The sequence below is a fragment of the Actinomadura sp. BRA 177 genome, assembly GCF_013372625.1.
In the GTDB taxonomy this organism is placed as follows: Bacteria; Actinomycetota; Actinomycetes; order Streptosporangiales; family Streptosporangiaceae; genus Spirillospora.
This window is the reverse complement of sequence record NZ_JABXFD010000286.1, coordinates 1-26,612: the sequence shown is the minus strand read 5'-3', so window position 1 is coordinate 26,612 and position 26,612 is coordinate 1. Positions and strand designations below refer to the sequence as shown.

The 26,612-nt window shown below is 71.4% G+C and carries 26 protein-coding genes; 12 read left to right on the top strand and 14 right to left on the bottom strand.

Translation table 11 applies throughout. The annotated features are described in order from the left end of the window. Positions 1-2,458 (top strand): bifunctional [glutamine synthetase] adenylyltransferase/[glutamine synthetase]-adenylyl-L-tyrosine phosphorylase (locus HUX53_RS13095; protein ID WP_176403447.1); only part of this gene is annotated, 2,458 nt, incomplete at its 5' end. A 48-nt stretch (positions 2,459-2,506) separates the two neighbouring features. Here HUX53_RS13095 and HUX53_RS13090 read toward each other — a convergent pair. Then, positions 2,507-3,385, bottom strand: coding sequence for a phosphatase PAP2 family protein (locus HUX53_RS13090; RefSeq protein WP_255205207.1), 879 nt, complete (start codon positions 3,383-3,385; stop codon positions 2,507-2,509). Between the two features lie 325 nt (positions 3,386-3,710). Between HUX53_RS13090 and HUX53_RS13085 the strand changes: the two genes are divergently transcribed. Then, positions 3,711-5,204 carry an alpha/beta hydrolase gene (locus HUX53_RS13085; RefSeq protein WP_217919383.1) on the top strand — a complete coding sequence of 498 codons (1,494 nt, stop codon included), beginning with the start codon at positions 3,711-3,713 and terminating at the stop codon, positions 5,202-5,204. Here HUX53_RS13085 and HUX53_RS13080 read toward each other — a convergent pair. Beyond that, positions 5,201-5,593 (bottom strand): OsmC family protein, encoded by a 393-nt coding sequence (locus tag HUX53_RS13080; protein ID WP_176403445.1) that lies wholly within the window; start codon positions 5,591-5,593, stop codon positions 5,201-5,203. The two genes, HUX53_RS13085 and HUX53_RS13080, sit on opposite strands and share 4 nt — an antisense overlap. A gap of 141 nt (positions 5,594-5,734) precedes the next feature. Between HUX53_RS13080 and HUX53_RS13075 the strand changes: the two genes are divergently transcribed. Further along, complete coding sequence (locus tag HUX53_RS13075) at positions 5,735-6,562, top strand: alpha/beta fold hydrolase (protein ID WP_176403444.1); 828 nt, start codon at positions 5,735-5,737, stop codon at positions 6,560-6,562. Between the two features lie 19 nt (positions 6,563-6,581). Here HUX53_RS13075 and HUX53_RS42245 read toward each other — a convergent pair whose 3' ends face one another. From HUX53_RS42245 to HUX53_RS13060, 3 genes are read right to left on the bottom strand one after another with little or no spacing between them, the layout of a single operon-like run. Beyond that, positions 6,582-8,711, bottom strand: coding sequence for a DEAD/DEAH box helicase (locus HUX53_RS42245; protein ID WP_176403443.1), 2,130 nt, complete (start codon positions 8,709-8,711; stop codon positions 6,582-6,584). Positions 8,712-8,770: 59 nt separating this feature from the next. Next, positions 8,771-9,109 carry a hypothetical protein gene (locus tag HUX53_RS13065; protein ID WP_176403442.1) on the bottom strand — a complete coding sequence of 113 codons (339 nt, stop codon included), beginning with the start codon at positions 9,107-9,109 and terminating at the stop codon, positions 8,771-8,773. 48 nt (positions 9,110-9,157) lie between these two features. Further along, positions 9,158-9,961, bottom strand: coding sequence for an MFS transporter (locus HUX53_RS13060; RefSeq protein WP_176403441.1), 804 nt, complete (start codon positions 9,959-9,961; stop codon positions 9,158-9,160). Between the two features lie 460 nt (positions 9,962-10,421). Between HUX53_RS13060 and HUX53_RS13055 the strand changes: the two genes are divergently transcribed. Then, on the top strand, positions 10,422-11,642 hold the full coding sequence (locus HUX53_RS13055; protein ID WP_176403440.1) for a helix-turn-helix domain-containing protein: 1,221 nt from the start codon (positions 10,422-10,424) through the stop codon (positions 11,640-11,642). A gap of 56 nt (positions 11,643-11,698) precedes the next feature. Continuing rightward, on the top strand, positions 11,699-11,968 hold the full coding sequence (locus tag HUX53_RS13050) for a hypothetical protein (protein ID WP_176403439.1): 270 nt from the start codon (positions 11,699-11,701) through the stop codon (positions 11,966-11,968). 315 nt (positions 11,969-12,283) lie between these two features. On the opposite strand, the gene HUX53_RS13045 is transcribed toward HUX53_RS13050, so the two are convergent. Together HUX53_RS13045 and HUX53_RS13040 are read right to left on the bottom strand one after the other, a co-directional pair. Next, entirely contained in the window at positions 12,284-13,420 is a 1,137-nt protein-coding gene (locus HUX53_RS13045; RefSeq protein WP_176403438.1) for a Fic family protein, read from the bottom strand. Positions 13,421-13,452: 32 nt separating this feature from the next. Beyond that, positions 13,453-14,100, bottom strand: coding sequence for a TetR/AcrR family transcriptional regulator (locus tag HUX53_RS13040; RefSeq protein ID WP_176403437.1), 648 nt, complete (start codon positions 14,098-14,100; stop codon positions 13,453-13,455). A 105-nt stretch (positions 14,101-14,205) separates the two neighbouring features. Between HUX53_RS13040 and HUX53_RS13035 the strand changes: the two genes are divergently transcribed. Genes HUX53_RS13035 through HUX53_RS13020 form a run of 5 tightly spaced genes read left to right on the top strand, consistent with a single transcriptional unit; the run spans position 14,206 to position 18,636 of the window. Continuing rightward, on the top strand, positions 14,206-15,351 hold the full coding sequence (locus HUX53_RS13035; RefSeq protein ID WP_176403436.1) for an acyl-CoA dehydrogenase family protein: 1,146 nt from the start codon (positions 14,206-14,208) through the stop codon (positions 15,349-15,351). A gap of 42 nt (positions 15,352-15,393) precedes the next feature. After that, positions 15,394-16,140 (top strand): SDR family NAD(P)-dependent oxidoreductase, encoded by a 747-nt coding sequence (locus tag HUX53_RS13030; RefSeq protein WP_176403435.1) that lies wholly within the window; start codon positions 15,394-15,396, stop codon positions 16,138-16,140. Between the two features lie 8 nt (positions 16,141-16,148). Continuing rightward, a complete protein-coding gene (locus HUX53_RS13025; RefSeq protein ID WP_176403434.1) occupies positions 16,149-16,958 on the top strand; it encodes an enoyl-CoA hydratase/isomerase family protein in 810 nt (269 codons plus the stop codon). Positions 16,959-16,978: 20 nt separating this feature from the next. Further along, positions 16,979-17,569, top strand: a complete 591-nt coding sequence (locus HUX53_RS41075; protein ID WP_255205206.1) for an AMP-binding protein — start codon at positions 16,979-16,981, stop codon at positions 17,567-17,569. Beyond that, a complete protein-coding gene (locus HUX53_RS13020) occupies positions 17,548-18,636 on the top strand; it encodes a class I adenylate-forming enzyme family protein (RefSeq protein ID WP_255205209.1) in 1,089 nt (362 codons plus the stop codon). Before HUX53_RS41075 ends, HUX53_RS13020 begins: the two co-directional genes overlap by 22 nt. Before the next feature lie 51 nt (positions 18,637-18,687). On the opposite strand, the gene glnA is transcribed toward HUX53_RS13020, so the two are convergent. Next, the gene (glnA, locus tag HUX53_RS13015) at positions 18,688-20,112 is read right to left on the bottom strand and encodes a type I glutamate--ammonia ligase (protein WP_176403433.1); all 1,425 of its coding nucleotides are present in this window, start codon (positions 20,110-20,112) and stop codon (positions 18,688-18,690) included. Between the two features lie 154 nt (positions 20,113-20,266). Here glnA and HUX53_RS13010 point away from each other — a divergent pair, with 154 nt between their 5' ends. Further along, positions 20,267-20,752, top strand: coding sequence for an RDD family protein (locus HUX53_RS13010; RefSeq protein ID WP_176403432.1), 486 nt, complete (start codon positions 20,267-20,269; stop codon positions 20,750-20,752). 57 nt (positions 20,753-20,809) lie between these two features. On the opposite strand, the gene HUX53_RS13005 is transcribed toward HUX53_RS13010, so the two are convergent. After that, positions 20,810-21,505 (bottom strand): DUF4191 domain-containing protein, encoded by a 696-nt coding sequence (locus HUX53_RS13005; protein WP_176403431.1) that lies wholly within the window; start codon positions 21,503-21,505, stop codon positions 20,810-20,812. A gap of 45 nt (positions 21,506-21,550) precedes the next feature. After that, positions 21,551-22,477, bottom strand: a complete 927-nt coding sequence (gene lipA / locus HUX53_RS13000) for a lipoyl synthase (RefSeq protein ID WP_176403430.1) — start codon at positions 22,475-22,477, stop codon at positions 21,551-21,553. Between the two features lie 219 nt (positions 22,478-22,696). Here lipA and HUX53_RS12995 point away from each other — a divergent pair, with 219 nt between their 5' ends. Further along, entirely contained in the window at positions 22,697-23,197 is a 501-nt protein-coding gene (locus tag HUX53_RS12995; protein WP_176403429.1) for a DUF1877 family protein, read from the top strand. An 8-nt stretch (positions 23,198-23,205) separates the two neighbouring features. On the opposite strand, the gene lipB is transcribed toward HUX53_RS12995, so the two are convergent. The 4 genes from lipB to sucB all read right to left on the bottom strand — a co-directional run. Beyond that, positions 23,206-23,898, bottom strand: a complete 693-nt coding sequence (gene lipB / locus HUX53_RS12990; RefSeq protein ID WP_309237193.1) for a lipoyl(octanoyl) transferase LipB — start codon at positions 23,896-23,898, stop codon at positions 23,206-23,208. Positions 23,899-23,952: 54 nt separating this feature from the next. Next, positions 23,953-24,690, bottom strand: a complete 738-nt coding sequence (locus tag HUX53_RS12985; RefSeq protein ID WP_176403428.1) for a peptidase E — start codon at positions 24,688-24,690, stop codon at positions 23,953-23,955. A gap of 87 nt (positions 24,691-24,777) precedes the next feature. After that, entirely contained in the window at positions 24,778-25,665 is an 888-nt protein-coding gene (locus tag HUX53_RS12980; RefSeq protein WP_176403427.1) for a TIGR01777 family oxidoreductase, read from the bottom strand. A 170-nt stretch (positions 25,666-25,835) separates the two neighbouring features. Beyond that, positions 25,836-26,612: 2-oxoglutarate dehydrogenase, E2 component, dihydrolipoamide succinyltransferase (gene sucB, locus HUX53_RS12975; protein WP_176403426.1), on the bottom strand; the 777-nt coding region annotated here is incomplete at its 5' end.

The window sequence follows — 26,612 nt, the reverse complement described above, 5'->3', positions numbered from 1 at the left end:
CCGCGCCGCCGCCGCGCTGGAGGCGGGCCTCGCGGTCGCCCGCGCCGGCGTCCCCGAGCACGGGACGTGCCGGCTCGCCGTGATCGGCATGGGCAAGGCCGGGGCCCGCGAGCTGAACTACGTCAGCGACGTCGACGTGATCTTCGTGGCGGAAGCGCGCGAGGGCGCGGAGGAGGACGCCGCGCTGCGCACCGCGACGCGGCTGGCGTCGGCGATGATGCGGGCGTGCTCGGCCACCACCGAGGAGGGCGCGCTCTGGGAGGTCGACGCGGCGCTGCGCCCCGAGGGCAAGGCCGGGCCGCTGGTGCGGTCCCTCGCCAGCCACCGCGCCTACTACGAGCGGTGGGCCAAGACGTGGGAGTTCCAGGCGCTGCTGAAGGCCCGTCCCCTCGCCGGGGACGCGGGTCTCGGCGCCCGCTACCTCGACATGATCACCCCGATCGTGTGGAAGGCGGCGGAGGGCGAGAGCTTCGTCGAGGACGTCCAGGCGATGCGGCGCCGCGTCGAGACCGACCTGAACCAGCGGACCGCCGACTCCGAGCGGCAGCTCAAGCTGGGGCCGGGCGGGCTGCGCGACGTCGAGTTCTCGGTGCAGCTGCTCCAGCTCGTGCACGGCCGCGCCGACGCGGCGCTGCGGGCGCGGGCCACGCTCGACGCGCTCGCCGACCTGTCCCGTGGCGGCTATGTGGGACGCGACGACGCGGCGGCGCTGGCCTCGGCGTACCGGTTCCTGCGGCGGGTGGAGCACCTCGTCCAGCTGCACCGGCTGCGCCGCACCCATCTCGTCCCCGACGACGAGGACGGCCTGCGCCGCCTCGGCCGCGCCCTCGGCCTGCGCACCGGCCCGGTGCAGGAGTTCACCGCGCTGTGGCGGCGGCACGCGCGGGAGGTCCGCCGCATCCACGAGAAGCTGTTCTACCGGCCGCTGCTGCGGGCCGTGGCGCGGCTGCCGGGGGAGGAGGCGCGGCTCACCCCGGAGGCGGCCCGGACCCGGCTGGAGGCGCTCGGCTACGCCGACCCGGCGGGCGCGCTGCGGCACATCGAGGCGCTGACCGCGGGCGTCTCGCGGCGCGCCGCGATCCAGCGGACGCTGCTGCCGGTGATGCTCGGCTGGTTCGCCGACGCCCCCGACCCGGACGCGGGCCTGCTCGGGTTCCGGCAGGTCAGCGACGCGCTCGGCACGACGCCCTGGTACCTGCGGCTGCTGCGGGACGAGGTGACCGTCGCCGAGCGGATGGCGTGGGTGCTCGGCTCCAGCCGCTACGCCACCGACCTGCTGCTGCGCGCCCCCGACGCGGTCGCGCTGCTCAGCGGCGAGGGCGACCTGGCACCGCGTCCGGAAGAGGCGCTGCGCGCCGAGGCCCTGGCCGCCGTCCGGCGGCATGCCGAGGGGAGCCGGCCGGCGGAGGAGGCGGTCGGGGTGGTGCGCGGGCTGCGGCGCCGCGAGCTGTTCCGGGTCTCGGTCGCCGACCTGCTCGGCCTGGCCGACGTCCGGACGGTCGGGGACGCCCTGACCGGCATCGCCACCGTCACGATCGAGGCCGCGCTGCGGACCGCCGTCAACAAGATCGAGATGGAGTCGCGGGAGCCGCTGCCGACCCGGCCGGCGATCGTCGCGATGGGCCGGTTCGGCGGGCACGAGCTCGGCTACGGCAGCGACGCCGACGTGATGTTCGTCCACGACCCGCTGCCCGGCGCCGACGAGCGGGCCGCCGGCCGCGCCGCGCACGCCGTCGCCGAGGAGCTGCGCCGCCTCCTCGCGCTGCCCGCCCCCGACCCGCCGCTGGAGATCGACCCGAACCTGCGCCCGGAGGGCCGGCAGGGCCCGCTGGTGCGCACCCTCGCGTCCTACGCCGCCTACTACGCCCGCTGGTCGGAGCCGTGGGAGGCGCAGGCGCTGCTGCGCGCCGACCCGCTGATCGGCGACGCGGGGCTGCGCGACCGGTTCCGCGCGCTGATCGACCCGGTCCGCTGGCCGGAGGGCGGCATCGACGAGGACGCCGTCCGGCAGATCCGCCGGCTGAAGGCGCGGATGGAGTCCGAGCGGCTGCCGCGCGGCGTCGAGCGGCGGCTGCACACCAAGCTCGGGCCGGGCGGCCTCGCCGACGTGGAGTGGGTCGCGCAGCTCCTCCAGCTGAAGCACGCGCACGACGTCCCGGGGCTGCGCACCACCCGCACGCTGGACGCGCTGGACGCCGCCGTCGAGGCTCGTCTGCTGGACGCGGGCGACGCCGAGGTCCTCGCGCAGGCGTGGTGCCTGGCCACCCGCATCAGGGGTTCGATCATGCTGGTGCGGGGCCGCGCGTCCGACCTGCTGCCGACCGACCACCGCCGGGAGCGCAGCGCCGTCACCCGCGTCCTCGGCTATCCGGGGCCGGGGGACCTGCTGGAGGACTACCGCCGCCACACCCGCCGCGCGCGAGCCGTCGTCGACCGCGTCTTCTACGGCGGCGAGTAGGCGGAGTACTACCAGGGTCGTACGTGTACTACCGGGCGCGTACGCGGGTCAGGGCCGGCTGGCCCGGCACGTGGCCGCGGATCCCGGGTTGGACCGGCTCGCGCCGCGTCCGGTGCGCTGCGCGAGCCGGTGCGTGACCCGGGCCCGCGCGATGAGGAGCGGCGCGGGGCAGCGCATGTAGAGCAGCCACGACACCCACAGCGAGCCGCCGATCAGCGCCATCCCCGCCACCGCGTCCAGGACGTAGTGGTTCGCGGTGGACAGGATCACGAACACGGTCGTCGCCGGATAGAGCGCGCCGAGGATCTTGGCCCACGTCTGCGTCGCCAGCCTGACCAGGATGATCCCGCACCACAGCGACCAGCCGGCGTGCATCGACGGCATCGCCGCGTACTGGTTGGTCAGGCTCCCGGACGCGTCGCTGGCGTACAGGCCGAGCGAGTGCAGCGCGGTCACCGGGTCGACGAAGCCCTCGCTGTGCAGGAACCGCGGCGGGGCGAGCGGGTACAGCCAGAAGCCGATCAGCGCCACCCCGGTGGCGATCATGATGGACGCGCGAAGCCACCGGTAGTGCTGCGGCCGGTAGCGGTACAGCCAGACGACGATGCCGAGCGTCACGATGAAGTGCATCGTCGCGTAGAAGATGTTGGCGGTCCGCGCCAGCCAGGGCACGGCCAGCAGCGTGTGGTTGAGGTGCAGCTCAACGTCCAGCCCCAGGTGGCGCTCGAAGCGCAGGATCTCTTCCGCGTGGGCGAACGCCGGGCCCGTGCCGTCCTGAACCAGGACGACGCGCGTCAGCGTATATCCGGTGTAGAAGAGGACGACCAGCAGAAGCTCGCGCCAGACCGGCGGTGCGGTGAGCACCCGGTGCCGCATCCGCGCGGCGGCCTGGCCTCTGCGGGCTGCTGGGGGGGCGGGTTGAGCCATGCTATCCATCTTTGCCTCAGGGCCCCCTGAATGAGATCACCGCAATGAATGGTCTTCGTCTCAGCCTTGAGTAGTACGACCCTGATGCGGCATCCGGACTTTCGGGGGAGGGGCGCCGGGGACGCCGGCCGGATCGCCCGCCGTTCCCTCCTCGCGCGGAGCCTATGGAGTTGATCAGGAGTCAGCATAGGAGGCCCTGGGTAGGCCGTGATCGCCCCCCGTGATGCGAACGGAGGGACGAATGGCCAGGTATCGGGCTATACCCGGCATTGCGGCGGTGTCCGCCGCCGCGCTGGCCGTTTCCGGACTGATCTCCCTCTCGGGAATGAGTGGACAACGCCGCACGGTGGTCGGCGTGCCCCGCGCGGCCGTCAGCACGCCCCTCGCGCTGCCCGCCGCCGCGCCGCCGAAATGGAAGCGCTGCACCGGGCTGCCGTCACCGCCGCCGGGCGGTGCCCCGGTGCCGGCCGGCGTCCGGTGCGCGACGCTCCGGGTGCCGCTCGACTACACCAGGCCGTCCGGCGCGAAGATCTCCCTCGCGCTCATCAAGGTGCCGGCCACCGACCGGCGGCACCGCATCGGCTCGCTGCTGTTCAACTTCGGCGGCCCCGGCGGCGCGGGCGTCGACACCCTCGCCCAGGTCGCCGGCGAGTACGCCGGACTGCGCACCCGGTACGACCTGATCGGCTTCGACCCCCGCGGCGTCGGACGCAGCACCCCGGTGCGGTGTGCGAGCGACCGGCGCATGGACGAACTCGCCGCCATGGACGACTCCCCGGACACCGCCGCCGAGGAGACCGCGTACATCGACGCCCGCGCCGGCTACGTGCGGCAGTGCGCGGTACGCTCCGGCGACCTGCTGCCCTACGTCGGCACCGTGAACGCCGCCCGCGACATGGAGATGATCCGCATCGCGCTCGGCGACGCGAAACTGCGCTACTTCGGCATCTCCTACGGCACCTGGCTCGGCGGCGTCTACGCCCACCAGTTCCCGGACAGCGTCGGCCGGGCCGTCCTCGACGGCGCCGTCGACACCAAGATCGGCAGCGTGGACCTCGCCCTGCAGCAGGCGGCCGCGTTCCAGCGGGCCCTCGGCGACTTCGCCGCCGCCTGCGCCCGGCTGGGGAAGGCGGACTGCCCGTTGGGGGCGGACGGCCCGTCGGTCGTCGCGTCCATCGGCCGGATCCTCGCCGGGCTCGACCGGAAACCGCTCCCGACCTCGTCCGGCCGGAAGCTCACCCAGAGCCTCGGCACGACCGGCGTCGCCGCCGCCCTGTACTCCCGGAACGCCTGGCCGTACCTCGCCCAGGGCCTGGTGGACGCGGTGAAGCGCCGCGACGGGTCGCTGCTGCTGATGCTCGCCGACGTCCAGAACGACCGCGCCGACGACGGGACGTACAGCAACCTGTCGGCCGCCAACACCGCCATCACCTGCGCGGACACCACCGAGCGCCACACGCCCGCCGACGTCCGCCGGCTGCTGCCGAAATTCCGCAACGCCTCGCCGATCTTCGGGACGTCCATGGCGTGGAGCCTGCTCCAGTGCACCGGCTGGCCGGTGCCGGGCGACGACGCGGCGCGCGAGGTGTCGGCCCCGTCCGCCGCGCCGATCCTCGTCGTCGGCAACACCGGCGACCCGGCCACCCCCTACGCGTGGGCACCGGCCCTGACGAAGGAGCTGGGCGGCCGCGCCACCCTCCTCACCCTCCGCGGCGAGGGCCACGGCGCCTACGAAACGGGCAACTCCTGCGTCCGCAAGACCGTCAACGCCTACCTCCTGCGCGGCGCACTGCCCGCCGCCGGCGCCGTCTGCGGCTAAACGACCTGCTCGACCTTCATCGGCTCGCGGAGGGCGTTGCCGACCGTGCAGTACTTCTCGTGGACGCGCGCGGCCACGGCCTTCAGGACGTCCTCGGCCTTCTCGTCGCCCTCGGGGAGTTCGACGTCGTAGGTGACCGTGATCGTGCCCAGCGTGCTCGTCGCGACCTTGTCCGCCTGGACGGTCGCCGCGAGCCGCGCCATCCGGTGCCCACGCTGCGCCGTCAGCGGCTCGACGGTGACCAGCTCGCAGCCGCCGAGCGCCGCCAGCAGCAGCTCGACCGGGGTGAAGGCGCCCGCGGTGTCCCCGTCGCCGATGGCGACCTTCGCGCCCCGCCCGTTGACGGCCTGGAACCCGTCCTCGGTGCGCTCCACCCTGACCTCGGCCATGACATCCCCTTTGATCGTCCGGTCTCCGCCACGTGAACACGGCGCCCCGGCGCGTTCTTCCCCGTTCGGCGGGTACCGAGGCGTGAGGCGGCCGCGGACCGGGCCGCCGGAGTCCACGACGTCATCGATTCGGGGGGACCGATGGGTCACATCAAGACACGCGACGGCACGGAGATCTACTACAAGGACTGGGGCCGGGGGCAGCCGGTCGTCTTCAGCCACGGCTGGCCGCTCAACGCCGACGCGTGGGACGACCAGCTGAAGGCGGTCGCCGACGCCGGCTACCGCGCCATCGCGCACGACCGCCGCGGGCACGGCCGCTCGTCCCAGCCCTGGGACGGCTACGACTTCGACACCTTCGCCGACGACCTCAACGACCTGATCGACGCGCTCGGGGTGTGGGACGTGGTCCTGGTCGCGCACTCGATGGGCGGCGGGGAGCTGGCCCGCTACATCGGCCGGCACGGCACCTCCCGGGTGTCCAAGGCGGTGCTGCTGTCGGCGATCCCGCCGCTGCTGCTGCAGTCGGACGGCAATCCCGAAGGGGTGCCCGCCGGGGCGTTCGAAGAATTCAAGAAGGGCATCCTGAACGAGCGGTCGCAGTTCTGGAAGGACGCCTCCGAGCCGTTCTTCAGCGCCGACCGGCCGGGCACCAAGGCCACGCAGGGCAACCGGGACGCGTTCTGGTTCATGGCGATGCAGGAATGCGTCAAGGCGGGCGTCGACTGCGTGACCGCGTTCGCCGAGACCGACTTCACCGAGGACCTGCGCCGGTTCGACGTCCCGACGCTCATCGTGCACGGCGACGACGACCAGATCGTCCCGATCGACGCGACGGCCCGCAAGGCCGTGGAGATCATTCCCGACGCCACCCTGAAGGTCTACGAGGGCGGCTCGCACGGTCTCGCGATGGTCCCGGGGGACAAGGAGCGGTTCAACAAGGACCTGCTGGACTTCCTGCGAACCTGACCCGGCGGCTCGGGGCCCGCTAGGTCCCGAGCCGTTCCTGCTCCTCCGCGACGATCTGCCGCGCGAGGCTCTGCTCGGAGATGTCCAGCGCGTCCGGCGTCTGCTCCGCCAGGTCGCTGCGCCGCGCGTACTGGTCGAACAGCATGCTCTTGACGTGGAGGATCTCCAGCATCCGCTCGTCCACGCTGCCGGGCGTCAGCAGCCGGTGTACCTGCACGGTGCGCACCTGCCCCATCCGGTGGGCGCGGGCGACCGCCTGCGTCTCCATGGTCGGCTTCACCTGCGGCTCGCACAGGATCACCACCGACGCGGCCTGCAGGTTGAGGCCCACACCGCCCGCCTGGATCTGCGCCAGCAGGACGGCATGCCCGGGTTCGGCGGTGAACGCGTCCACGATCTCCTGCCGCCGGGGGACCGGGGTGTCGCCCGAGAGCGGCCCCCGCGCCTCGGGGCCGAGCGCGCCCTGGACGGTGGCGAGCACATCCCGGAAATAGGAGAAGACCACGACCTTCAGGTCATTCTCGGCGGCCTCCTCCACCAGCTCCTTCAACCGGTCGAGCTTGGCCGACCTCTTCGGCACGGCGTACGCGGCCCGGCGCATCGCCATGAAATTGCCGTCCGCGACCGCCCGCCGGTAGGCCGCCGCGTCGGCCCGGCTGAACTCCTCCAGCTCGTCCACGTGCACGACCTCGGGCAGCTCCACCAGCACGTCCCGCTGGTTGCGGCGCAGGTAGACCGGCGCGACCGCCGACCGGAACGCCCGCGCCCCCATCGCCGCGTCGCTCGGCCGGACCCGCTCCGCCACGTCCGGACGCAGATGCGCGACCAGGCTGCGGAACTCCTCGACCCGGTTCTCCATCGGGGTGCCCGTAAGGAAAAGGACGTGCTCGGACCTCTGGCACCACGCGGCGACGGCCTGCGCCCGGCGCGTCTCGTGGTTCTTGGCGTAGTGGGCCTCGTCCACCACGAACATCCCGATCCCGACGTCCGGCGGGACGTCGAGGGAGTGCAGCGTGGCGAGCGTCGTCACGGCGATCCCGCCGTCGCCCGCCCACTTCCGCAGCGCCGCCGCGCGCCCGGACCCGTGCAGCGGATGCGCGGCGAGCGCGCTGCGCGTCTCGATCTCCCGCACCCAGTTGATCAGCACGCTCGCCGGGCACACCACCAGGAAGTGCGTCGCCCCCTCCGCCCGCCGGTGCGCGATCGCGGCGATCGCCTGGATCGTCTTCCCGAGCCCCATCTCGTCCCCGATGATCACTCGCCGCTGGACGAGCGCGAACCGCGCCCCGAACGACTGGTACCCGCGCAGCGAAACACGCCGGTACTCGTCATCGAGCGGCTGCGCCTTGACCCGCGCCGCGAGATCCCCCGGCAGGAACCCCTCAGCCGCGTCCCGCTCCGGCCCCGCCGCCGCGAGCTCCGCCAGCAGCGTCTGGTAGTCGGCCGCCCGCAGTTCGAAGTCGATCCACGCCTCGTCCGCCGAGGCGTCGGGACGCAGCAGGTCCACGGAAGCCTGCGAGATCAGCAGCCTGACGTCCCGCTGCCCCCGGAGCGCCTCGGCCAGCTCCCCGATCGCCTCCCGCGCCCGCTCCCGCTTCGCCGGCCGCGCGAAGACTCTCCGCCACCACGATCCGGCCGGCCGCGCGTCCTGCACCAGCGGCCCGAACCGCTCCTCGACCTCCTCGGCCGCGGCCCGCGCCTTCGGCAGCTCCGGCCCTGCGTTCACCAGCCGGTGCAACGCGACGACGACGGGCGTCATCCCCTCGTCCCGCCGCTCCACGTCGATCCGCACCGTCGCCGACCGCTCCGCCGCCTCCGCCAGACTCCCCGCCGCCGCATGCAGCTGCTGCGCGGTCTGCGGCCCGATCCCCGGCAGCAGCTGGAGCCGGTAAGGGGTCGCCTCCAGAACGTCCGCGACACTCGCGAACCCCGCGTCCTCAAGCGGCCCGAGCCGCAACCGCCCGTCCGTGACGTCCTTCAACCGCGCCAGCGGTACCGACCCGAGCTGCTCGCGGGCGGCCTCCGCCCGCAACGGCGCCAGCGCCCCATGCACCCCCGAGAGCGCCCGCCGGTGGTCGACGATCAGATCCCGCGCCGCGTCCAGCAGCGCGTACCCGCCCCGCAGGACGTCCTTGGCCTCGTCCGTCATCCCGCTCCCAACCGCGCACTCCGCCACATAATGCCAGCGCCCTACGACGCGCGGTGCCGTCATCTGGCGCGCCGGATGTGCGTCCACCCACCTGACCACCGACTCCCTGAGGAGCCTGATGCGGCCCCCATACGAAGGATGAAGGCGGGGTACACCACCGCGGTCACAAGCGAGGTGCCGGCGTAAACGAGCAGGAGGCCGGGTGTCCCGCTCTTACTGAGGAGGACGGCTCCGACGGTGCCTCCGATGGCATCGCCGGCGAGGAACCCGCTTTGGGCGAAGCCGAAAAGTCGCCCGCGCCAGTGGGCAGGCAGCATTTCCGACTGAATGATCTCTTCGCAGAACGAACTGACACCCAGGGCCACATAGACGGCGGCCAGCAAGGCCACTGTCAGCATGGAAGCGCGGACGATAGCTGCGGTGGTTGTCGCCGCAGCGATGACGATTTAGGCACCTGCCAGTCCGGCCAGCCGGAGATGGGGCTTGTCGAATCGGCCGATGATCAGTGCTGCCAGAACACGGGCGACGGACAGGCCCGCGACAACGAGGCCGACGGAAACCGGGCTCACGTGGGCGCCGGTGAGTATGAGGGGGATATAGGGCAGCAGCATGCTGAGGCCGAGACCGCCGAGTGCGCCCAGAACGGTCACTCCCGCGATCATCGCGACCGGCACTGCCTGCTTCACTTCTTGCGAAGCCGCAGGAATTTCCGGCTTGTGCACGTTCCGTGGCCGTATCAGTGCGATGAACATGATGACTATTGCGGGGACGACGAGGCCGACGGTGTACCCGAAGGTTCGGTCGCTGGTTACCAGCAGAATCGGGGTGAGGAGGGCGGCGCCGACCGCCATGCCGATGTTGAGCGTGGCTGTGCGGTAGGAGATGACGCGTGCCCGGGTGCCATGGTCGGTCACCTGGATCATCCACGGGCGCAGGCAGGAGATGAGGGCCGATGCGCCGATGCCCATGATCACGCCGTTGGCGATGGCGAGCAGCAGACTGGTGTGCTGCAGTCTCAAGAGCAGTCCGGCGCCGTAGATCATGCTGCCCGCAGATATGACCGCTGCGATGCCGATGCGGTCGACGAGCCACCCCGTGACGGCGGCCCCGGCAACGCCGGTAACGGCCATGGCCGTGTAGGTTGCGGCGAGCAGGTAGAGGGCGTTCTCCGCATTGAGGTACAGAGGCCATGCCGTCTTCGACAGGTTCATGCCGGTGTACAAGAAAAGATGTGCGACGAGAAGTCGCATGACGTCCGGGCGACGCCAGATCACAGGGGATTATGCCTTTTTCTTCAATTCTGCCTCGATGTCTGTGGTCTCCCATACTGGCCGACACCGTTCAGAGATTGCCTCATTCAACTCCCATGCGGTCTTGATGACGGTTGGCCTGGTACAGTTTCTCACATTGAGATCCCACGCATAACTCCTGCACCTTCGGCCATTATGCCCGATCACCGTCTGGGCGTAGGCGCAGATTTCCACCCCGTGATCAGAACTCGCAGCTCAGGCTGGACACCCACAGGGCGCTGGCCCCCGCCACGCTCCTGTCCGGGCCTGTCCGGGCCTGTGCGGGGGCTGCCGCGTGACTCTCGGGTTGGGCGTCCCATCGCGGATCGGCTCATGGCTACCGCTGGGAACCGCCGCGCGCCGCGCTTAGCCTGTAGTTGTCGCGACTTCAGGAAGGTGCAGGGCCTTGAACGAGCGGAGCATGGATCCTGCGGACCCGGACCTCACGGTGGGGCAGCGCATCCGGTACTACCGGGAGCGGCGCGGGATGTCTCGTGAGGTCCTCGGTGGCCTCATCGGACGGAACGCGCGGTGGGTCAAGGCCGTGGAGCGGAGTGAGATCGGGGAGCCCAGGCTGCCGACGCTGCTCAACCTCGCCGAGGCGCTCAAGGTGCGGGACGTGGGCAAGCTGACCGGCGGTGAGCCACTGCCGATGAGCATGTTCCGTGGGTCCGGCCACCCGGCCCTCAACGATGTCCGCGACGCGATCAATGCGGTGGCCGTGTCCATGACGGGGCCGCCGAGCCCCTTGGGCCACCTGCACGCCCGCCTTGACGCGGCGTGGCGGGCTCGGCACGCCTCCCCGGACCACCGGACCGTCCTGGGCGCGCTGCTCCCCGAGCTGATCCGCGACGCCAAGCAGGCCGTCCGGGGGTACGAGGGTGCGGAGCGCCGACGCGCCCTGTCGCTGCTCGCGCGGATCTACAACCTCGCGCAGTTCTTCGTGGCCTACCAGCCGTCCGCGGACCTGCTGTGGCGCATCGTGGAGCGAAGCATCATGGCCGCCGAGGAGTCCGAGGACCCCAAGGCGTTCGGCGGCGCCGTGTGGCTCGCCGCGCAGGCGCACCGGGACGCGGGCGACTTCGACGCGGCCGAGGCCGTCAACCGCGAGGGGCTCGATCTCCTCAAGCCCCATGTGGAGGAGGCCGACGGTGAGCTGCGCGCGATGTGGGGTGCCCTCCATCACGAGGTCGCCTACACCGCGGCGCGGGCGGGTCAAGCTGGAACGGCCTGGCGCTGGTGGGACCGGGCCGACCGGATCGCGCAGCGCCTGCCGGCCTTCCACTACGACCCGATGACCTCGTTCTCGCGGGTCATCATGGACGCCCACGCCGTGACGATCGCCGTCGAACTGCGGCAGGCCGGTGAGGCGCGCAAGCACGCCCGGCGGGCCGAAGCGTCCGCCATCCCGTCGCAGCCCCGGCGCGGCCGCCACCTGATCGAGGCTGCACGGGCATGGCGGCTCGCCGGTGACGACGCGGCGGCGCTCGGCACCCTGGACCGCGCCTACGTCGCCGCACCCGAGACCGTCCGCTACAACGGCTACGCGCGCCGCATGACGATGGAGTTGGCCAAAGAAGCGCCGACCGCATTGCGGCGAGATGCCCGAGATTTGGCAGGTCGCATCGGCCTATTGGTCTGAGCCGGGGACAGAAACCCTGTCCGGGTGGACGTGTGATCACGGAGAGTCTTCGTCCCGTGACATACGACATGCGCCACGAACCCCCCAAGCTCTACGCGTGGGACGTCTGGGCCCGGGACGGCGGACGCGGCGGGGTGACCGATGACCGTGAGGCGGCGATCCGGAACGTCCACGAGGCGCTGCGCGGCCTGAAGACCGGCGCGTCCGGAAAGGTGCGGTACGTCGCCCTAGCCCCGGACGGCACCGCCGCCTACGTCGACCTCCGCACGGTCGGCGAAGCTCGGCGCGACGAGGCTACCGGTGCCGTCATCTGGCGTGCGGGATGAACGCCACAGACCACCTCGACCGGCTCGGTGAGGCGCTGGAAGGCGCTGGATGGAGGACGGCGCGGCGCTACTGGGAGTCCCCGGCACTGCTGCGGGTGTTCTCGTCCGACCTGCCGGAGGTGGGGAAAAGCATCTGGGTGAAGCCGGGCGTGAACGGCGTGCCATGGTTCATCGCGTCCACCGGAGACCCGCTGGCTCCCTGCCACGCCCCTGACCGAGCCTGCGCAGAGATCGCCGCGCGGCTCTCGGCGTTCGGCTGCGTCCCGTCCTCGACGGTCGATCGGCCTCGGTGGCGTGAAAGGGTGCGCGCCGCTCTCACGTGGCGTAAGGGTCGGCCAATGTCATGGGGGTGTTGGCGATCTCCAGCGCGTCCTCGGGGAAGCGAGGGCCTGCGGTGTAGTAGCGGGCTCGGGTGCGGCCGACGGAGGTCAGGATCTCGGCGCCGACGAGGTCGCGGAGATCGCGTTGGGCCTGCTGAAGGCTAAGGCCCTCGGAGTGCTCATAACGGAGGCGGCGAACCCGGCCGGTCATGGCGACGTCGTGCAGAGCGCTGATGATCCGCTCGTCCCGGCCGGTCCGCTGCGTGAACATGGCGAGGACACCCCACACCCGTCCGGCCCGGTCGAGGCGGCTTTGAACGGTCTGAGCCTGCTGGTGGTACGCCGTGAGGTTGAACCGCACCCAGTTCGAGACGTCCTGGTCGGGGACGTACCGCGCACCACGGCCGGCGAGTTCGCGATAGTACTCCCAGGTGTTGCCGGGTCGCCCAAGCCAGGCCTCGATCGAGGAGAACTCCGGGGCGAGGACACCTTCCCGGGCGATCATCAGCGTCTGCAATGAGCGGGACATACGGCCGTTGCCGTCCGCCCAGGGATGGATCGATACCAGGTGCAGGTGGGCCATCGCAGCACGGATCAGCGGGTGTGCGTCATGGCCCGTGTTAAGCCAATCGATGAGTTCGGCCATGAGCGCCGGGACGTCATCCGCGTCCGGGGCCGTGTACGCGGCGATGCTTGGGTCGCGGGCATCGGTGACGTATACCGGGCCATGGCGCCACTGGCCGGAGGGCTTGCGCGGGGTGTGGCGGTGTCCCTGGAGTATCCAGTGCAGGGCGTTGATGAAGCCCTTGCTATAGGCGAAATCCTCGACGTCGTGAAGACTTTGGATGTAGGTCATCATCCGCTGATAGGCGAGGGTCTCCTCCCGGTCCACCTCGGAGACTTCGACGTCGCGCTCGCCCTCCATCAAATCTTCGACGTCGACCGTGGCGACTTTGAAGCCCTCGATGGAGTTGGACGCCGCCACGGCGTCGGCGGTGAGGAATTTCCGCAGCCCCCGCTTCCACTTCGATGGCGCGTTGTGCACCTGATGGCGCAACGCGCCGCGCATCTTCTCGATCTCACCGAGAACGTTCTCGTCCGCGCCGGTGAGTGCAGGGGTCGGGTAGAGCATAGACGTGACGATACTGTGACGTAATCACAGCGTCAAATCGTTGCATCTGAGTTCGGGGGTTGGCCGACGAGCATCATCAGGGTTTCGGTTAGTTCGTCTATGGCGGTGGCGCGGTCTGGCTCCGGGAGGCGGGTGCACCAGGTGGAGGCCTGGCTCATGGCGGCGTGCATGCACTGGAGGGTGGTGCCTATGCCGGTCACCGTGAATTCGCCGGAGCGGACGCCCTCCTCGATGACGGTGCGGAAGATCTGGTTGTGGCGGCGGCGGAGGTCCTTGATGCGGGCGGCGGTGTCGGCGGGCCAGTCGCGGGGGACGAGGAAGAGGCGCAGCGCGGCCGGGTACTCGCGGACGGCGATGCTGATGTGCTCCTGGAGGAGTGCGCGCAGGCGTTCGGACGGGGGGCCGGTCCGGGCGGCGGGGAGTTGTTCCAGGCGTTCGGTCCAGTCGTTGCCGAGCGCCTCGATCGCGGCGGTGCCGAGTTCGCCCTTGCTGCGGAAGTAGTAGTAGAGGGAGCCCTTGGTGACGTCCAGCCGTTCGGCGACGTCCTCCAGGCTGACCGCGTCGTAGCCGCGCTCGCCGAACAGTTCGGCGGCGGTCGTGAGGATCTCCCTGGTGCGGCGGCCGCGCCGCCGCTGCACCCGGCCCGAGCCGGGGTTGTCCGCGAGCCGGCTGCCGGTCAACGCCCGCCCCTCTCCTGGTGATTGACCCGAGGGTATCAGTTTGACCTTTGGGCCGAGTATTGACCCTCGGGTCAAAGTTTGCCACGGTGGTCAACGGAGGGGCCCATGGACTTCGTTTTCCGTGACGAGGAAGAGGCTTACCGGCAGGAGCTGCGGCGATTCGCCGGGAAGGCGCTCGCGCCGCATTACCAGGCCGATGACCGGGCCGGGAAGCTGCGGGACGGGCTGGTCGCCGAGATGGCCGGGATGGGGCTGACCGGGCTGCGCCTGCCGGAGCGGTACGGCGGGCAGGAGGCCGGTGCCGTGGTGGCCGGGATGGCGGCCGAGGAGGTCGGGCGGGCGGACGTCAACGCCACGTATGTGATCGTCCTGACCGCGCTGATCGGCGACATCCTGGTGCGGCACGGGTCCGAGGAGCAGTGTGCGGCTTGGTTGCCGCCGATCGCGGCGGGACGAGTCCTGCCCGCGCTGTGCGTCACCGAGCCGGGGCACGGTACCGACGCGGGGAATCTGGAGATGAGCGCGCGGCCCGATGGGGACGGGTGGCGGCTGCACGGGGAGAAGACCTCGATCACCTTGGGTACCGATGCGCACGCGGCCGTGGTGCTCGCGCGGACCGGTGGGGCGGGGGCGCGTGGTGTCAGCGCCTTCTACGTCGAGCTTGATGACCGGTTTGTCACCCGGGCGCGGTTCGATGATCTTGGTGGTCGGTCCATTGGGCGGGCGTCGCTGCACTTCGACGGGCTGCCGGTCGCCGCCGACCGGATGATCGGCCGTCCGGGAGACGGCTTCGTGTCGGTGATGCAGGGTTTCGACTACTCGCGCGCCATCATCGGGCTGGCGTGCCTGGGCGCCGCGGCGGCCTCGCTGGACGAGGCGGTGGTGTGGGCGCGCGAGCGGGAGGCGTTCGGCCAGCCGATCGGGCGATTCCAGGGCGTTTCGTTTCCGCTGGCCGAGCACGCGACGCAGTTGCGTGGCGCGCGGCATGTCTGTTACGAGGCGCTGTGGCGCAAGGACGCCGGGCTCGACCACAGCGCCGAGGCGGCCATGGCGAAGTTCTGGGCGCCGAAGCTTGCCGCCGAGGTCATCCACCAGTGCCTGCTGACGTTCGGGCACACGGGCTACTCCACCGGCAGCCCGCTCGGGCAGCGGCTGCGGGACGTGATCGGGCTGGAGATCGGCGACGGCACCGCGCAGGCGTCCAAGCTCGTGGTCGCGCGGCACCTGCTCGGCCGCGCCTATGCCCCCTGACATCCAGGAGTGCGGCGCACTCCCCGACCGTGAGGACAAGCGATGGGAAGACTGCAGGGCAAGGTCGCGATCGTGACCGGTGCCGGACGGGGCATCGGGCGGGCGATCGCGGCGAAGCTCGCCGATGAGGGCGCCGTCATGCTGGCCGCCGACATCGACGAGGCCGCCGCGAAGCAGACCGCGTCCGACCTCGGCGGGGACGCCGCCGGGGTCCGCACGGACGTCACGTCGCGGGAGTCCGTGGACGCGATGGCCGAGGAGGCCAAGGCGCGGTTCGGCCGCATCGACGTGCTGGTCAACAACGCGGGCTGGGACGTGGCCGGCCCGTTCGTCCAGTCCGACCCGGCCGACTGGGACAAGATCATCGCGATCAACCTGTACGGCGTCCTGCACGCCTGCCACGCGGTGCTGCCGGTGATGGCCGGGCAGAAGCACGGCGCGGTGGTGAACATCGGGTCGGACGCCGGACGGGTCGGCTCCGCCGGGGAGGCGGTCTACTCCGCGGCGAAGGGCGGCGTGATCGCGTTCACCAAGACGCTCGCCCGCGAGCAGGCCCGGCACGGCGTCCGGGTGAACTGCGTGTGCCCCGGCCCCACCGACACGGCGCTGTTCGCCTCGATGGGCGGGGACGACCCGAAGCTGCGCGAGGCGCTGGTCCGCGCGATCCCGTTCCGGCGGCTGGCCGAGCCCTCCGACATCGCCGGGGTCGTGGCGTTCCTGGCGTCCGACGAGGCCGGTTTCGTGACCGGGCAGACCGTCAGCGTCAGCGGCGGCCTGACCATGAGCTGAGGAGAGCGATGAAGTTCGACGATTACGAGCAGCTGACGTTCGAGCGGCGCCCGAACGGCGTCCTGTTGATCACGATGGACCGGCCGGAGAAGTACAACGCCGCCGACGAGCGGATGCACGGCGAACTGGCCCGCGTCTGGACGGACGTGTCCGCCGACCCCGAGACCAGGGTCGCGGTGGTGACCGGCGCGGGCCGGGCGTTCTCCGCCGGGGGAGACCTCGGCATGGTCGAGCGCATGACGGGCGACCACGACCGGGTCTCGCACATGCTGTCCGAGATGAGCGACCTCGTCTACAACATCATCAACTGCGAGAAGCCGGTGGTGTCCGCGATCAACGGGGTCGCGGTCGGCGCCGGGACGGTGGTGGCGCTGCTCGCCGACATCTCCATCTGCGCGCGGGACGCCAAGATCGGCGACAGGCACGTCAAGCTCGGCGTCGCCGCCGGCGACCACGCGGCGATCATCTGGCCGCTGCTCGCCGGCATGGCCAAGGCCCGCTACCACCTGCTGACCGGGGAGATGATCGACGGCGCCGAGGCCGAGCGGATCGGCCTCGTCAGCAGGGCCGTCCCGCGCGAGGACGTCCTGCCGGAGGCGCTGCGCGTCGCGGAGACGCTCGGGACCGGCGCGCAGCCGGCGATCCGGCTGACGAAGCGCGCCCTCAACGGCTGGCTGCGCATGGCCGGCCCAATCTTCGACCAGTCCGCCGCGTACGAGATGCTCACCTTCCTCGGCCCCGACGTCGTCGAGGGCGCCGCCGCGCTCCGCGAGAAGCGCGCGCCCCGGTTCCCGTCCGCCCACCCCCAGACCACCTGACGGCCCCGAGGAGGGCGACGATGACGGGCTACGATCCGACCGCGTACCGGGAGTACTTCGAGCGCGAGTTCACCTACCTCGCCGGTTTCCGCCGCAACACCCACCGCTACGCGCGCCGCACCGCGCTGCACGATCCCGCCACCGGCGCCAGCGTCACCTACGCGGAGCTGGGCGCCCTGGTGGACCGGTTGGCGACCGGCCTGGCGGACGCCGGTGTCCAACCGGGCGACACCGTGGTCTACCAGCTCTTCAACGGTCCCGAGTTCGCCCAGCTCTACTTGGCCACCCAGGCGTGCGGCGCGGTCGGCTCGCCGGTGAACTTCCGGCTCGCCGCCGGGGAGACCGCGTTCGTGCTGGACGAGGGCCGGCCGGCGGCGTTCGTGTACGACACCGCGCTGACCGACCAGGTGACCGCCGCCCTGGAGCGGTCGGAGCATCGGCCCGCCCTGATCGCGGCGGTCGGCGACGGCGGCCGCTGCCCGGCGCGATGCCCTTCGCCGACCTGTACGCCGCCACCCCGCGTCCGCTGGCCGGCACCGAGTCGACCTGGGCGGAGACCACCCGGCTGTACACCTCCGGCACCACCGGCATGCCCAAGGGCGTCCCGGTGAACAGCGTCGCCGAGGTGCTCACCGCGCACGACGTGATCATGCACTTCCCGCTCACCCCCGAGGACCGCACGCTGAACATGACCCCGTGGTTCCACCGCGGCGGCCTGTACTCCGGCGGCCCGAACCCGGTGTTCTATGTCGGCGCCGAGGTCGTCCCCATGCGCGCGTTCGACCCGGACGTCTGCCTGGACCTCGTCGAACGGCTCGGCCTGACCTACCTCATCGGCGCCCCAACCAACCTGGCGATGCTGGCGCGCGCCCAGACCGAACGCGCCCGAGACCTGTCCACCCTGCGCGGGATCGTCACCATGGGCGCGCCGCTGGAGCGCGAGGCGTGCCTGCACTACCAGAAGACCCTGACCCCGCGGATCTTCAACGGGTACGGCACGACCGAGGCGTTCTGGAACACCTTCCTACGCCCCGCCGACCTCCCTGACCACGCCGGCAGTGCGGGCCGCGCCTGCACCGACGACGACGTCGCGGTGGTCCGGGTCTACGACGACCGGCTCGCCGAACCGGACGACCACGTCGCCCGTGACGGCGGCGAGGTCGGCGAGGTGATCGTCCGCTCGCCCAAGTGCGGCCAGGCCTACCCCGGCGCGCCGGACGAGCAGGCCCGCCGGTTCCACCGCGGCTGGCTCTACATCGGCGACCTCGCCACCTGGGACGCCGACGAGTACGTCACGATCGTCGGCCGCAAGGACGACATGGTCATCTCCGGTGGGGAGAACGTCCACCCCGTCCAGGTCGAGGAGGCCCTCAACGGTCACCCCGCCATCGCCGACAGCCTCGTGGTGGGCGTCCCCGACGCGGAGTGGGGCCAGCGCGTCGTCGCCTACATCGTGCCGGCGGACACCCCGGACGGCGCCGCGCTGACCGCCGCGGACTGCGACCGGCACTGCCGCGAGCACCCGATGCTCGCCCCCTACAAGCGTCCCCGCGCCTACCGCTTCGTGGACGCCCTCCCGCTCACCGCCACCGGCAAGAAGATCCACTACCGCGCCCGCGACCAGGCCGTCGAGGACGTGGCGAACGGCCTCTTCACCACCCCCGCACCCACGGCATGAAGAAGCGCGCTGCCCCTGCTCGAAACAGGACCAGCGCACCCCTCCGTCCGATCAGATGTCGTAGTAGAGCTCGAACTCGTGGGGGTGGGGGCGGAGGCGGATCGGGTCGATCTCGAACTCGTTCTTCATCGCGATCCAGGTCTCGATGAGGTCCTGGGTGAAGACGCCGCCCTCCAGGAGGTAGTCGTGGTCGTCCTCCAGGGCCGCGAGGACCTCGGGCAGCGAGCCGGGGACCTGCGGGATCGCGCGGGCCTCCTCCGGCGGGAGCTCGTAGAGGTCCTTGTCGACCGGCTCGGCGGGCTCGATCTTGTTGCGGATGCCGTCCAGGCCGGCCATCAGCATGGCGGAGAACGCCAGGTAGGGGTTGCAGGACGGGTCCGGGACGCGGAACTCGACGCGCTTGGCCTTCGGGTTCGAGCCGGTGATCGGGATGCGGATGCAGGCCGAGCGGTTGCGCTGCGAGTACACCAGGTTGACCGGGGCCTCGTAGCCGGGGACGAGCCGGTGGTAGCTGTTCACCGTCGGGTTCGTGAACGCCAGCAGGGACGGGGCGTGCTTCAGCAGGCCGCCGATGTAGTAGCGGGCGTTGTCGGACAGGCCCGCGTAGCCGACCTCGTCGTAGAAGAGCGGCGCGCCGTCCTTCCAGAGGGACTGGTGGCAGTGCATGCCGGAGCCGTTGTCACCGAAGATCGGCTTCGGCATGAACGTGACGGTCTTGCCGGCGGCGCGGGCGACGTTCTTGACGATGTACTTGTAGAGCTGGAGCTGGTCGGCCGTCTTCAGCAGGGTGTCGAAGCGGAAGTCGATCTCGGCCTGGCCGGCGGTGCCGACCTCGTGGTGCTGCATCTCGACGTGGATGCCGACGTTGAGCAGCTGCGACACCATCTCCGAGCGCAGGTCGGTGTAGTGGTCCATCGGCGGGACGGGGAAGTAGCCGCCCTTGTAGGGGGGCTTGGCGCCGAGGTTGCCGCCGGGCTCCTCGCGGCCGGTGTTCCAGGCGCCCTCGACCGAGTCGAGGTAGTAGTAGCCGGCGTTCTGCTTGGTCTCGAAGCGCACGTCGTCGAAGATGTAGAACTCGGCCTCGGGGCCGAAGAAGCAGGTGTCGGCGATGCCGGTGCCGCGCAGGTAGTCCTGCGCCTTCTTCGCGACGTTGCGCGGGTCGCGGCTGTACGGCTCGCCCGTCAGGGGGTCGTGGACGAAGAAGTTCAGGTTCAGGGTCTTGTGCTGCCGGAACGGGTCGACGACCGCGGTGGTCGGGTCCGGGAGCAGGAGCATGTCCGACTCGTGGATCTCCTGGAAGCCGCGGACGGACGAGCCGTCGAACATCAGCCCCTCGGTGAAGACGCTCTCGCCGAAGCTCTCCACGGGGAACGTGAAGTGCTGCATCTTGCCGGGCAGGTCCACGAACCGGCAGTCGATGAATCGCACGTCCTCATTCCTGATGTAGCTCAGGACCTCTTCGGCGCTGCTGAACATCCGGCCTCCTCATGGCGCATCTCGCTACCCGGGAAAAGCTACGGCGGCGCCGTTTCCCGGCCGTGTCCCATATGTTTCCGCTGTGTTACGGGTCACTCCGGGCCGGTGCGCGGGGGCGGCGGAACGCCTCGGGGGACGGGATAGCGTAGACGCCATGAGCGGTGGCAAGGGGCGGCAGCAGACGCCCCGGTGGACGCAGACGTGGCTGAGCGGCGCGGGGGCGGCGGGCGCCGACCTCGGCCGGCCCGGCGAGCGGCTCGGGCTGCCGGCGAGCGGCAGCGGCGCCGCCGCCTCCTACGGCCGGCGGCTCGTCGCGCTGTTCGTCGACTGGGGCCTGTCGATGCTGGTCGCGAGCCTGCTGGCGCGCGGGTTCGGCTGGGGGCCGGCCGAGCGCAGCCTGTCGACCCTGATCATCTTCGGGGTGCAGGCGTGGGTGCTCACCGCGTTCCTCGGCGTGACGATCGGCAAGCGGCTCTGCGGCATCCGCGTCGTGCGGCTGGACGGGCGGTCCTTCGTCGGGCTCGGCTGGAGCCTGGCCAGGGCGGCGCTGCTCCTCCTCGTCCTCCCCGCGCTGTTCTGGGACCGCGACTACCGCGGCCTGCACGACCGCGCCGCCAACACGGTCGTCGTCAATATCTAGGCGCCGACCGCGGAAACGAGAAAGCGCCCCCGCGGGGGCGCTCTTTCTCACGGCTGCTCAGCGCATCTTCGGCTTCGGGCCCTTCGGCATCTTCGCGCCCTTCGGGATCGGGCCCTTCGGCATCTGCATCGACCGGGGGAGCGCCTGGAGCCGGTCGTTCAGCTCGGCCACCTGGCCCTTGTTGAGGTTGCGGGGCAGCTTCATCAGGTGGCGCTGCAGCTTGTCCACCGGGATCTGGCCCTCGTCGTCGCCGACCTGCACGTCGTAGATCGGCACCTGCTGGGCGGCGCGGGAGATGCGCTTCTTCTCCGCGCCGAGCAGCGGGCCGACCCGGTTGCGCGGGCCCTCCGACACCAGCACCACGCCGGGACGCCCCACCGCGCGGTGCACCATGTCGAGGTTGCGGTTGCCGCTGACGGCCTCGGTGACCGTCCAGTTGCCGCGCATGTTCTTCAGGATCGCGGCGGCCGCGCCCGGCTGCCCGGCGATCACCTTGTACTGCGCGCGCTGCGCCAGCTGGCCGAAGACGATCATGCCGACCGCGAGCCCCGCCAGGATGCCCAGCGGAATGAAGAACCACAGCTGGCCGGCGATCAGCCCGATGACGATGACGACGACCAGGGTGCCGATCGCCGATGCGAACACGATCGGCAGCGCCTTCGGGTCGGCCTGCCGGAGCACCTGGGCGACCATGCGGATCTGCTTGAGACGGCCCGGACGCTCCTGGGCACCGTCCGTGGGCTTTTTCGACATGAATCCAAGGATAGTCGGGTCAGCCGCCTGACCCGACAACCCCGGCTAGGAGCGCGCCTCGATCGCCTGCTTGTAGAGGCGTCCGGCGCGGTAGCTGGACCGGACGAGCGGCCCGGACATGACGCCCGCGAACCCGATCTCCTCCGCCTCCGCCGACAGTTCCACGAACTCCTCCGGCTTCACCCACCGCTCCACCGGGTGGTGGCGCGGGCTCGGCCGCAGGTACTGGGTGATCGTGATCAGCTCGCAGCCGGCCTCGTGCAGGTCGCGCAGCGCCTGCGAGACCTCCTCGCGGGTCTCGCCCATGCCGAGGATCAGGTTCGACTTGGTGACGAGCCCGTCCTCGCGCGCCTTGGTGAGGACCTCCAGGGAGCGCTCGTAGCGGAACCCGGGGCGGATGCGCTTGAAGATCCGCGGGACGGTCTCCACGTTGTGCGCCAGCACCTCCGGACGCGACGAGAACACCTCGGCGAGCTGCTCCGGCACGTTGTTGAAGTCCGGGATGAGCAGCTCGACGCCGCAGCCGGGGATCGCCGCGTGGATCTGCCGGACGGTCTCCGCGTACAGCCAGGCGCCGCCGTCCTCCAGGTCGTCGCGGGCGACACCGGTGACGGTCGCGTACTTCAGGCCCATCGTGGCGACGGACTCGGCGACACGGCGCGGCTCGTCCCGGTCCAGCGCCTGCGGCTTGCCGGTGTCGATCTGGCAGAAGTCGCAGCGCCGGGTGCACTGGTCGCCGCCGATGAGGAACGTGGCCTCCCGGTCCTCCCAGCATTCGTAGATGTTGGGGCAGCCGGCCTCCTGGCACACCGTGTGCAGGCCCTCGGATTTCACCAGGCCGCTGAGCTCGCGGTACTGCGGGCCCATCTTCAGCCGGGTCTTGATCCAGTCGGGCTTGCGCTCGATCGGGGTCTCGCTGTTGCGCGCCTCGACGCGCAGGAGCTTGCGTCCCTCAGGTGTCACCGTCGTCACGCGTCCCAGACTACGTCGCGATCTACGGTGCGGCACACCGCCCGAGGGCGCCCTTCCGGTCCCCGGCGGATGGGGCCTCAATGCCGTATCGGAGCGATCTCGAACGTATGACAGTACCCCGATCACGCAGCCGATTCGCGTGTTTCGGCCATGGTGGACAGTGGATCTCTCTAGGGTGACTCCCTGTCGTCACGCAACAGCGTTAGCAGGAGGACCGCAGTGGGTCTGGCAATGTCGTACCTCAGGGTGCCGCCGGTGCTGGAGGGCGAGCCGGATCCCGGCCGCATCGCCCGCCACATCTTCGGCGCCCCCGACTGGCGCCGCCGCGGCGCGTCGGGACTGTTCGAGCTCGGCTGGGCGTGGCAGGCGATGCACTACCTCGTCACCGGTGACCCGTGGGACGGGCGGCAGCCCGAGGCCGACGTCGTGTGCGGCGGGCGGCTGCTCACCGAGGACGGCGCCGACGAGCTCGGCATGGACGTGATCTACCTCGCGCCGGACCGGGTCAAGCCCACCGCCGACCATCTCGCCGCGACTCCGTTCGGCCAGGTCGCCGGACGGTTCGACCCGGCGGCGATGGGCAGGGCCGGCGTGCAGGACGCGGCGCGGCTGGACGGCGCCGCCCGCGACAGGCTCCTCAAGCCCGCCTACGCGGGCCTGGCGGAGTTCTTCAAGGCGGCCGCCGCCGAAGGCCAGGCCGTCTACAAGGTCATGGCCTGACCGGCGCCTCAGACGCCCAGTTGCGCGGTGGTGCGGTGGAACGTCTCCGCCGCGCCCAGCGCCGCGGCCAGGTGCCGTTCGGCCAGCGGGACGACCTCGGCGACGGTCACGTGCCGTTCGAGTTCGCGGCTGAGACTGGTCGACCCGACGTCCCGGATGCCGCACGGGACGATCTTGTCGAACCAGCCCATGTCGTTGTCGCAGTTGAGCATGAAGCCGTGCATCGCCACGCCCCGCGCCACCCGGATCCCGATCGAGCCGATCTTGCGGTCGGGGGCGCCGGGCACCCACAGCCCGCTGCGTCCCTCCACGGTGACGGTCCGCAGGCCGAGCTCGGCGCAGACGTCCATCATCATGCGCTCCAGCCGCCGCACGTAGCCGACGACGTCGACGGGGTCGGGCAGCCGGACGATCGGGTAGCCGGTGAGCTGCCCCGGGCCGTGCCAGGTGATCTTGCCGCCGCGGTCCACGTCGACGACCGGGGCGCCCGGGTCGCCGAACGGCCGGTCGAGGGCCTCGGTCCGCTTGCCCGCCGTGTACACCGGCTGGTGCTCCATCATCAGGACCGTGTCGGGGATCGCGTCGTCCACCCGCAGCGCGTGGGTGCGTTTCTGCAGGTCCCACCCCGCCTCGTAGGGGACGGCCGCCGAGCCGAATCCCGCGTGCACCACCACCAGCTCGCGTACCTCCACATCGCTCACCCGGCCAGCTTATGCCGCGCGCGGGCCGGTTGAGCGGCGGAGGGCGGGCGGGCGTCAGAGGGCGGCGAGCAGGCGCGGCTCCAGCCGGGACTCCTTCGCCTTCCCCGGCCCGTCCGGCTCGACGCGGTAGGCGCCCGCGTCCTGCCGGTACGACACGGCCTGGACGAACTCGGTGCCCACGTAGTGCAGGGCCACCGACTCGTCGGCCGCGTACCCGCCCGGCAGCGTCCCCGCGCCGACGAGCTGCTGCAGCAGCGGGCGCCGCTGCGGGTCGCTGTCGTAGTGGACGCCGCACGAGTACGGCAGCAGGGCGAGGCCGTCGGTCATCGGCGTGAGCTCCGGCCCGAACGAGTCGGTGTTGCCGCCGACGTGCCAGCACAGCGCGCCCGCGCTCTGCCCGGACAGGACGACGCCCTCCTGCCACGCCTCCCGCATGATCGCGTCGAGCCCGTGCAGCCGCCACAGGGCGAGCAGGTTCGCGACGCTGCCGCCCGACACGTAGATGAGGTCCTGGGTGAGCAGGTGCGCCCGGACGTCCGCGACGTTCGGCATCGGGAACAGCGCCAGATGGCTGACCTCGGCGTCCATCGAGGAGAACGCGGTGTAGAAGCGCGCGATGTAGGCGTCCCCGTCGCCGATCGCCGTGGTGAGGAAGCAGACCCGCGGCCGGTCCTGCCCGGTCAGGTCGAACGCGTAGCGCAGCAGCGGGCTGGGCGCGAGCCCCTGCCTGCCGTCCGGCACGAAGGTGCCCCCGCCGATCGCGAGGATGTGCGGCTGTCCGTCGGTGCTCATTCATCCTCCTGTTGAGCCAAAAGCTGTCCCAATGTCACCGTATGGCTACCGAATGGGGTCGGCTGGGACTTTGATGAATCTTGGGACTCACAGGACGCCGGCGAGAGCCTCCTCGACGTTCTCGTGCGCGAACCGGAACCCCGCCTGCTCCAGCCGGTGCGGCAGCACCCGCTGGCTGATCAGCGGCCCCTCGTCGGCGAACCCGCGCAGCGCCGCCCGCAGCGCGAACCCCGGCACCGCCAGCCGCGCCGGCCGGTGCAGGAGGCGGCCGAGCGCCCGCGTGTAGGTCTCGTTCGTCACCGGGTTCGGCGCGGTGAGGTTCACCGGCCCGTCGATCTCGTGGTCGATCAGGAACCGCAGCGCCGCGACCTGGTCGGTCATGGAGATCCAGCTCGTCCACTGCCGGCCGTCGCCCAGCCGGCCGCCCAGCCCGAGCCGGAACAGCGGCAGCGTCCGCCCGAGGATCCCGCCGTCGCGGCTCAGCACGACGCCGGTGCGCGGGTGGACGACCCGGACGCCCGCGTCCAGCGCCGGTGCGGCCGCCGCCTCCCAGTCGCGGACCAGCGCCGCGAGGAACCCCCGCCCCATCGGGGACTTCTCGTCGGCGTCCGCGCCGCCGGTGTCGCCGTAGTAGCCGATCGCCGACCCGCAGACCAGGATGCGGGGGCGCGGGTGCGCCGCCGCGATCGCCTCGGCGAGGGTCCGGGTGCCGACCACCCGGCTGTCCCTGATCTTCCGCTTGTACGCCTTCGTCCACGGCCGGTCGCCGACCCCGGCGCCCGCCAGGTGCACGACGGCGTCCGCGCCCTCCAGGGAGTCCTTGTCGACGCATCCGTCCGCGGGGGACCACTGCGCCTCGTCGGCGCGCGCCGGTTCCCGCCGCACCAGCCGGACGACGTCGTGGCCGTCCTCCCGCAATGACTGCACCAGCGCCGAGCCGATGAGGCCCGACGAGCCCGTGACGGTGACCCTCATGCCCCCACCCTAGGCGGACGGCGCCAGTGAACGCTGAGATTCTCAGCCCGTCCCGCGTTTCCCCGGACGCGCGGGACCCCGCCGCCCGTACGGCGCGGCGGGGTCCCGGGACGTCCGAAAAGCAGCCTCAGAGGCCGTGTGGTTCGAGAGGGGACGCCCCCCACGCCCCCTTAGAGGCCGAGGTCGGCCTCGAAGTTGCCCTCTTCCAGGCGGTGCTTGATCGTGGCGAGGAAGCGTGCGGCGTCCGCGCCGTCGATCAGCCGGTGGTCGTAGGTCAGCGCCAGGTAGACCATCGACCGGACCGCGATGACCTCGCCCAGCGCCGGGTCGTCGATGACGGCGGGGCGCTTCACCACGGCGCCGGTGCCGAGCATGCCGACCTGCGGCTGGTTGAGGATCGGGGTGTCGAACAGCGCGCCGCGGCTGCCGGTGTTGGTCAGCGTGAAGGTGCCGCCGGCCAGCTCGTCCGGGTTGACGTTGCCGCCGCGGGTGCGCTCGGCGAGGTCGGCGATCCGCTGCGCGAGGCCGCCGAGGTTCAGCTGGCCCGCGTTGTGCACGACCGGGACCATCAGGCCGCGCTCGGGCACGTCCACCGCGATGCCGAGGTTCTCCACGTCGTGGTAGGTGACCTCGTTGGTCTCGCTGTTGATCACCGCGTTCAGCTTCGGGTGCGCCTTGAGCGCCTCGACCGCCGCCTGCGCGAAGAACGGCAGGAACGTCAGCTTGACGCCCTCGCGGGACTGGAAGTCGGCCTTCGCCTGCTCCCGCAGCCGCGCGATCTTGGTGATGTCCACCTCGACCACGGTGGTGAGCTGCGCGGCCACCTGCAGCGACTCCACCATGCGGCGGGCGATCGTCTGCCGCATCCGGGACATCTTCTCGGTGCGGCCGCGCAGCGCGAGCTGCTCGGCGGGCGCGCCGGCGGGCGCCGGGGCGGCGTGCCGGCC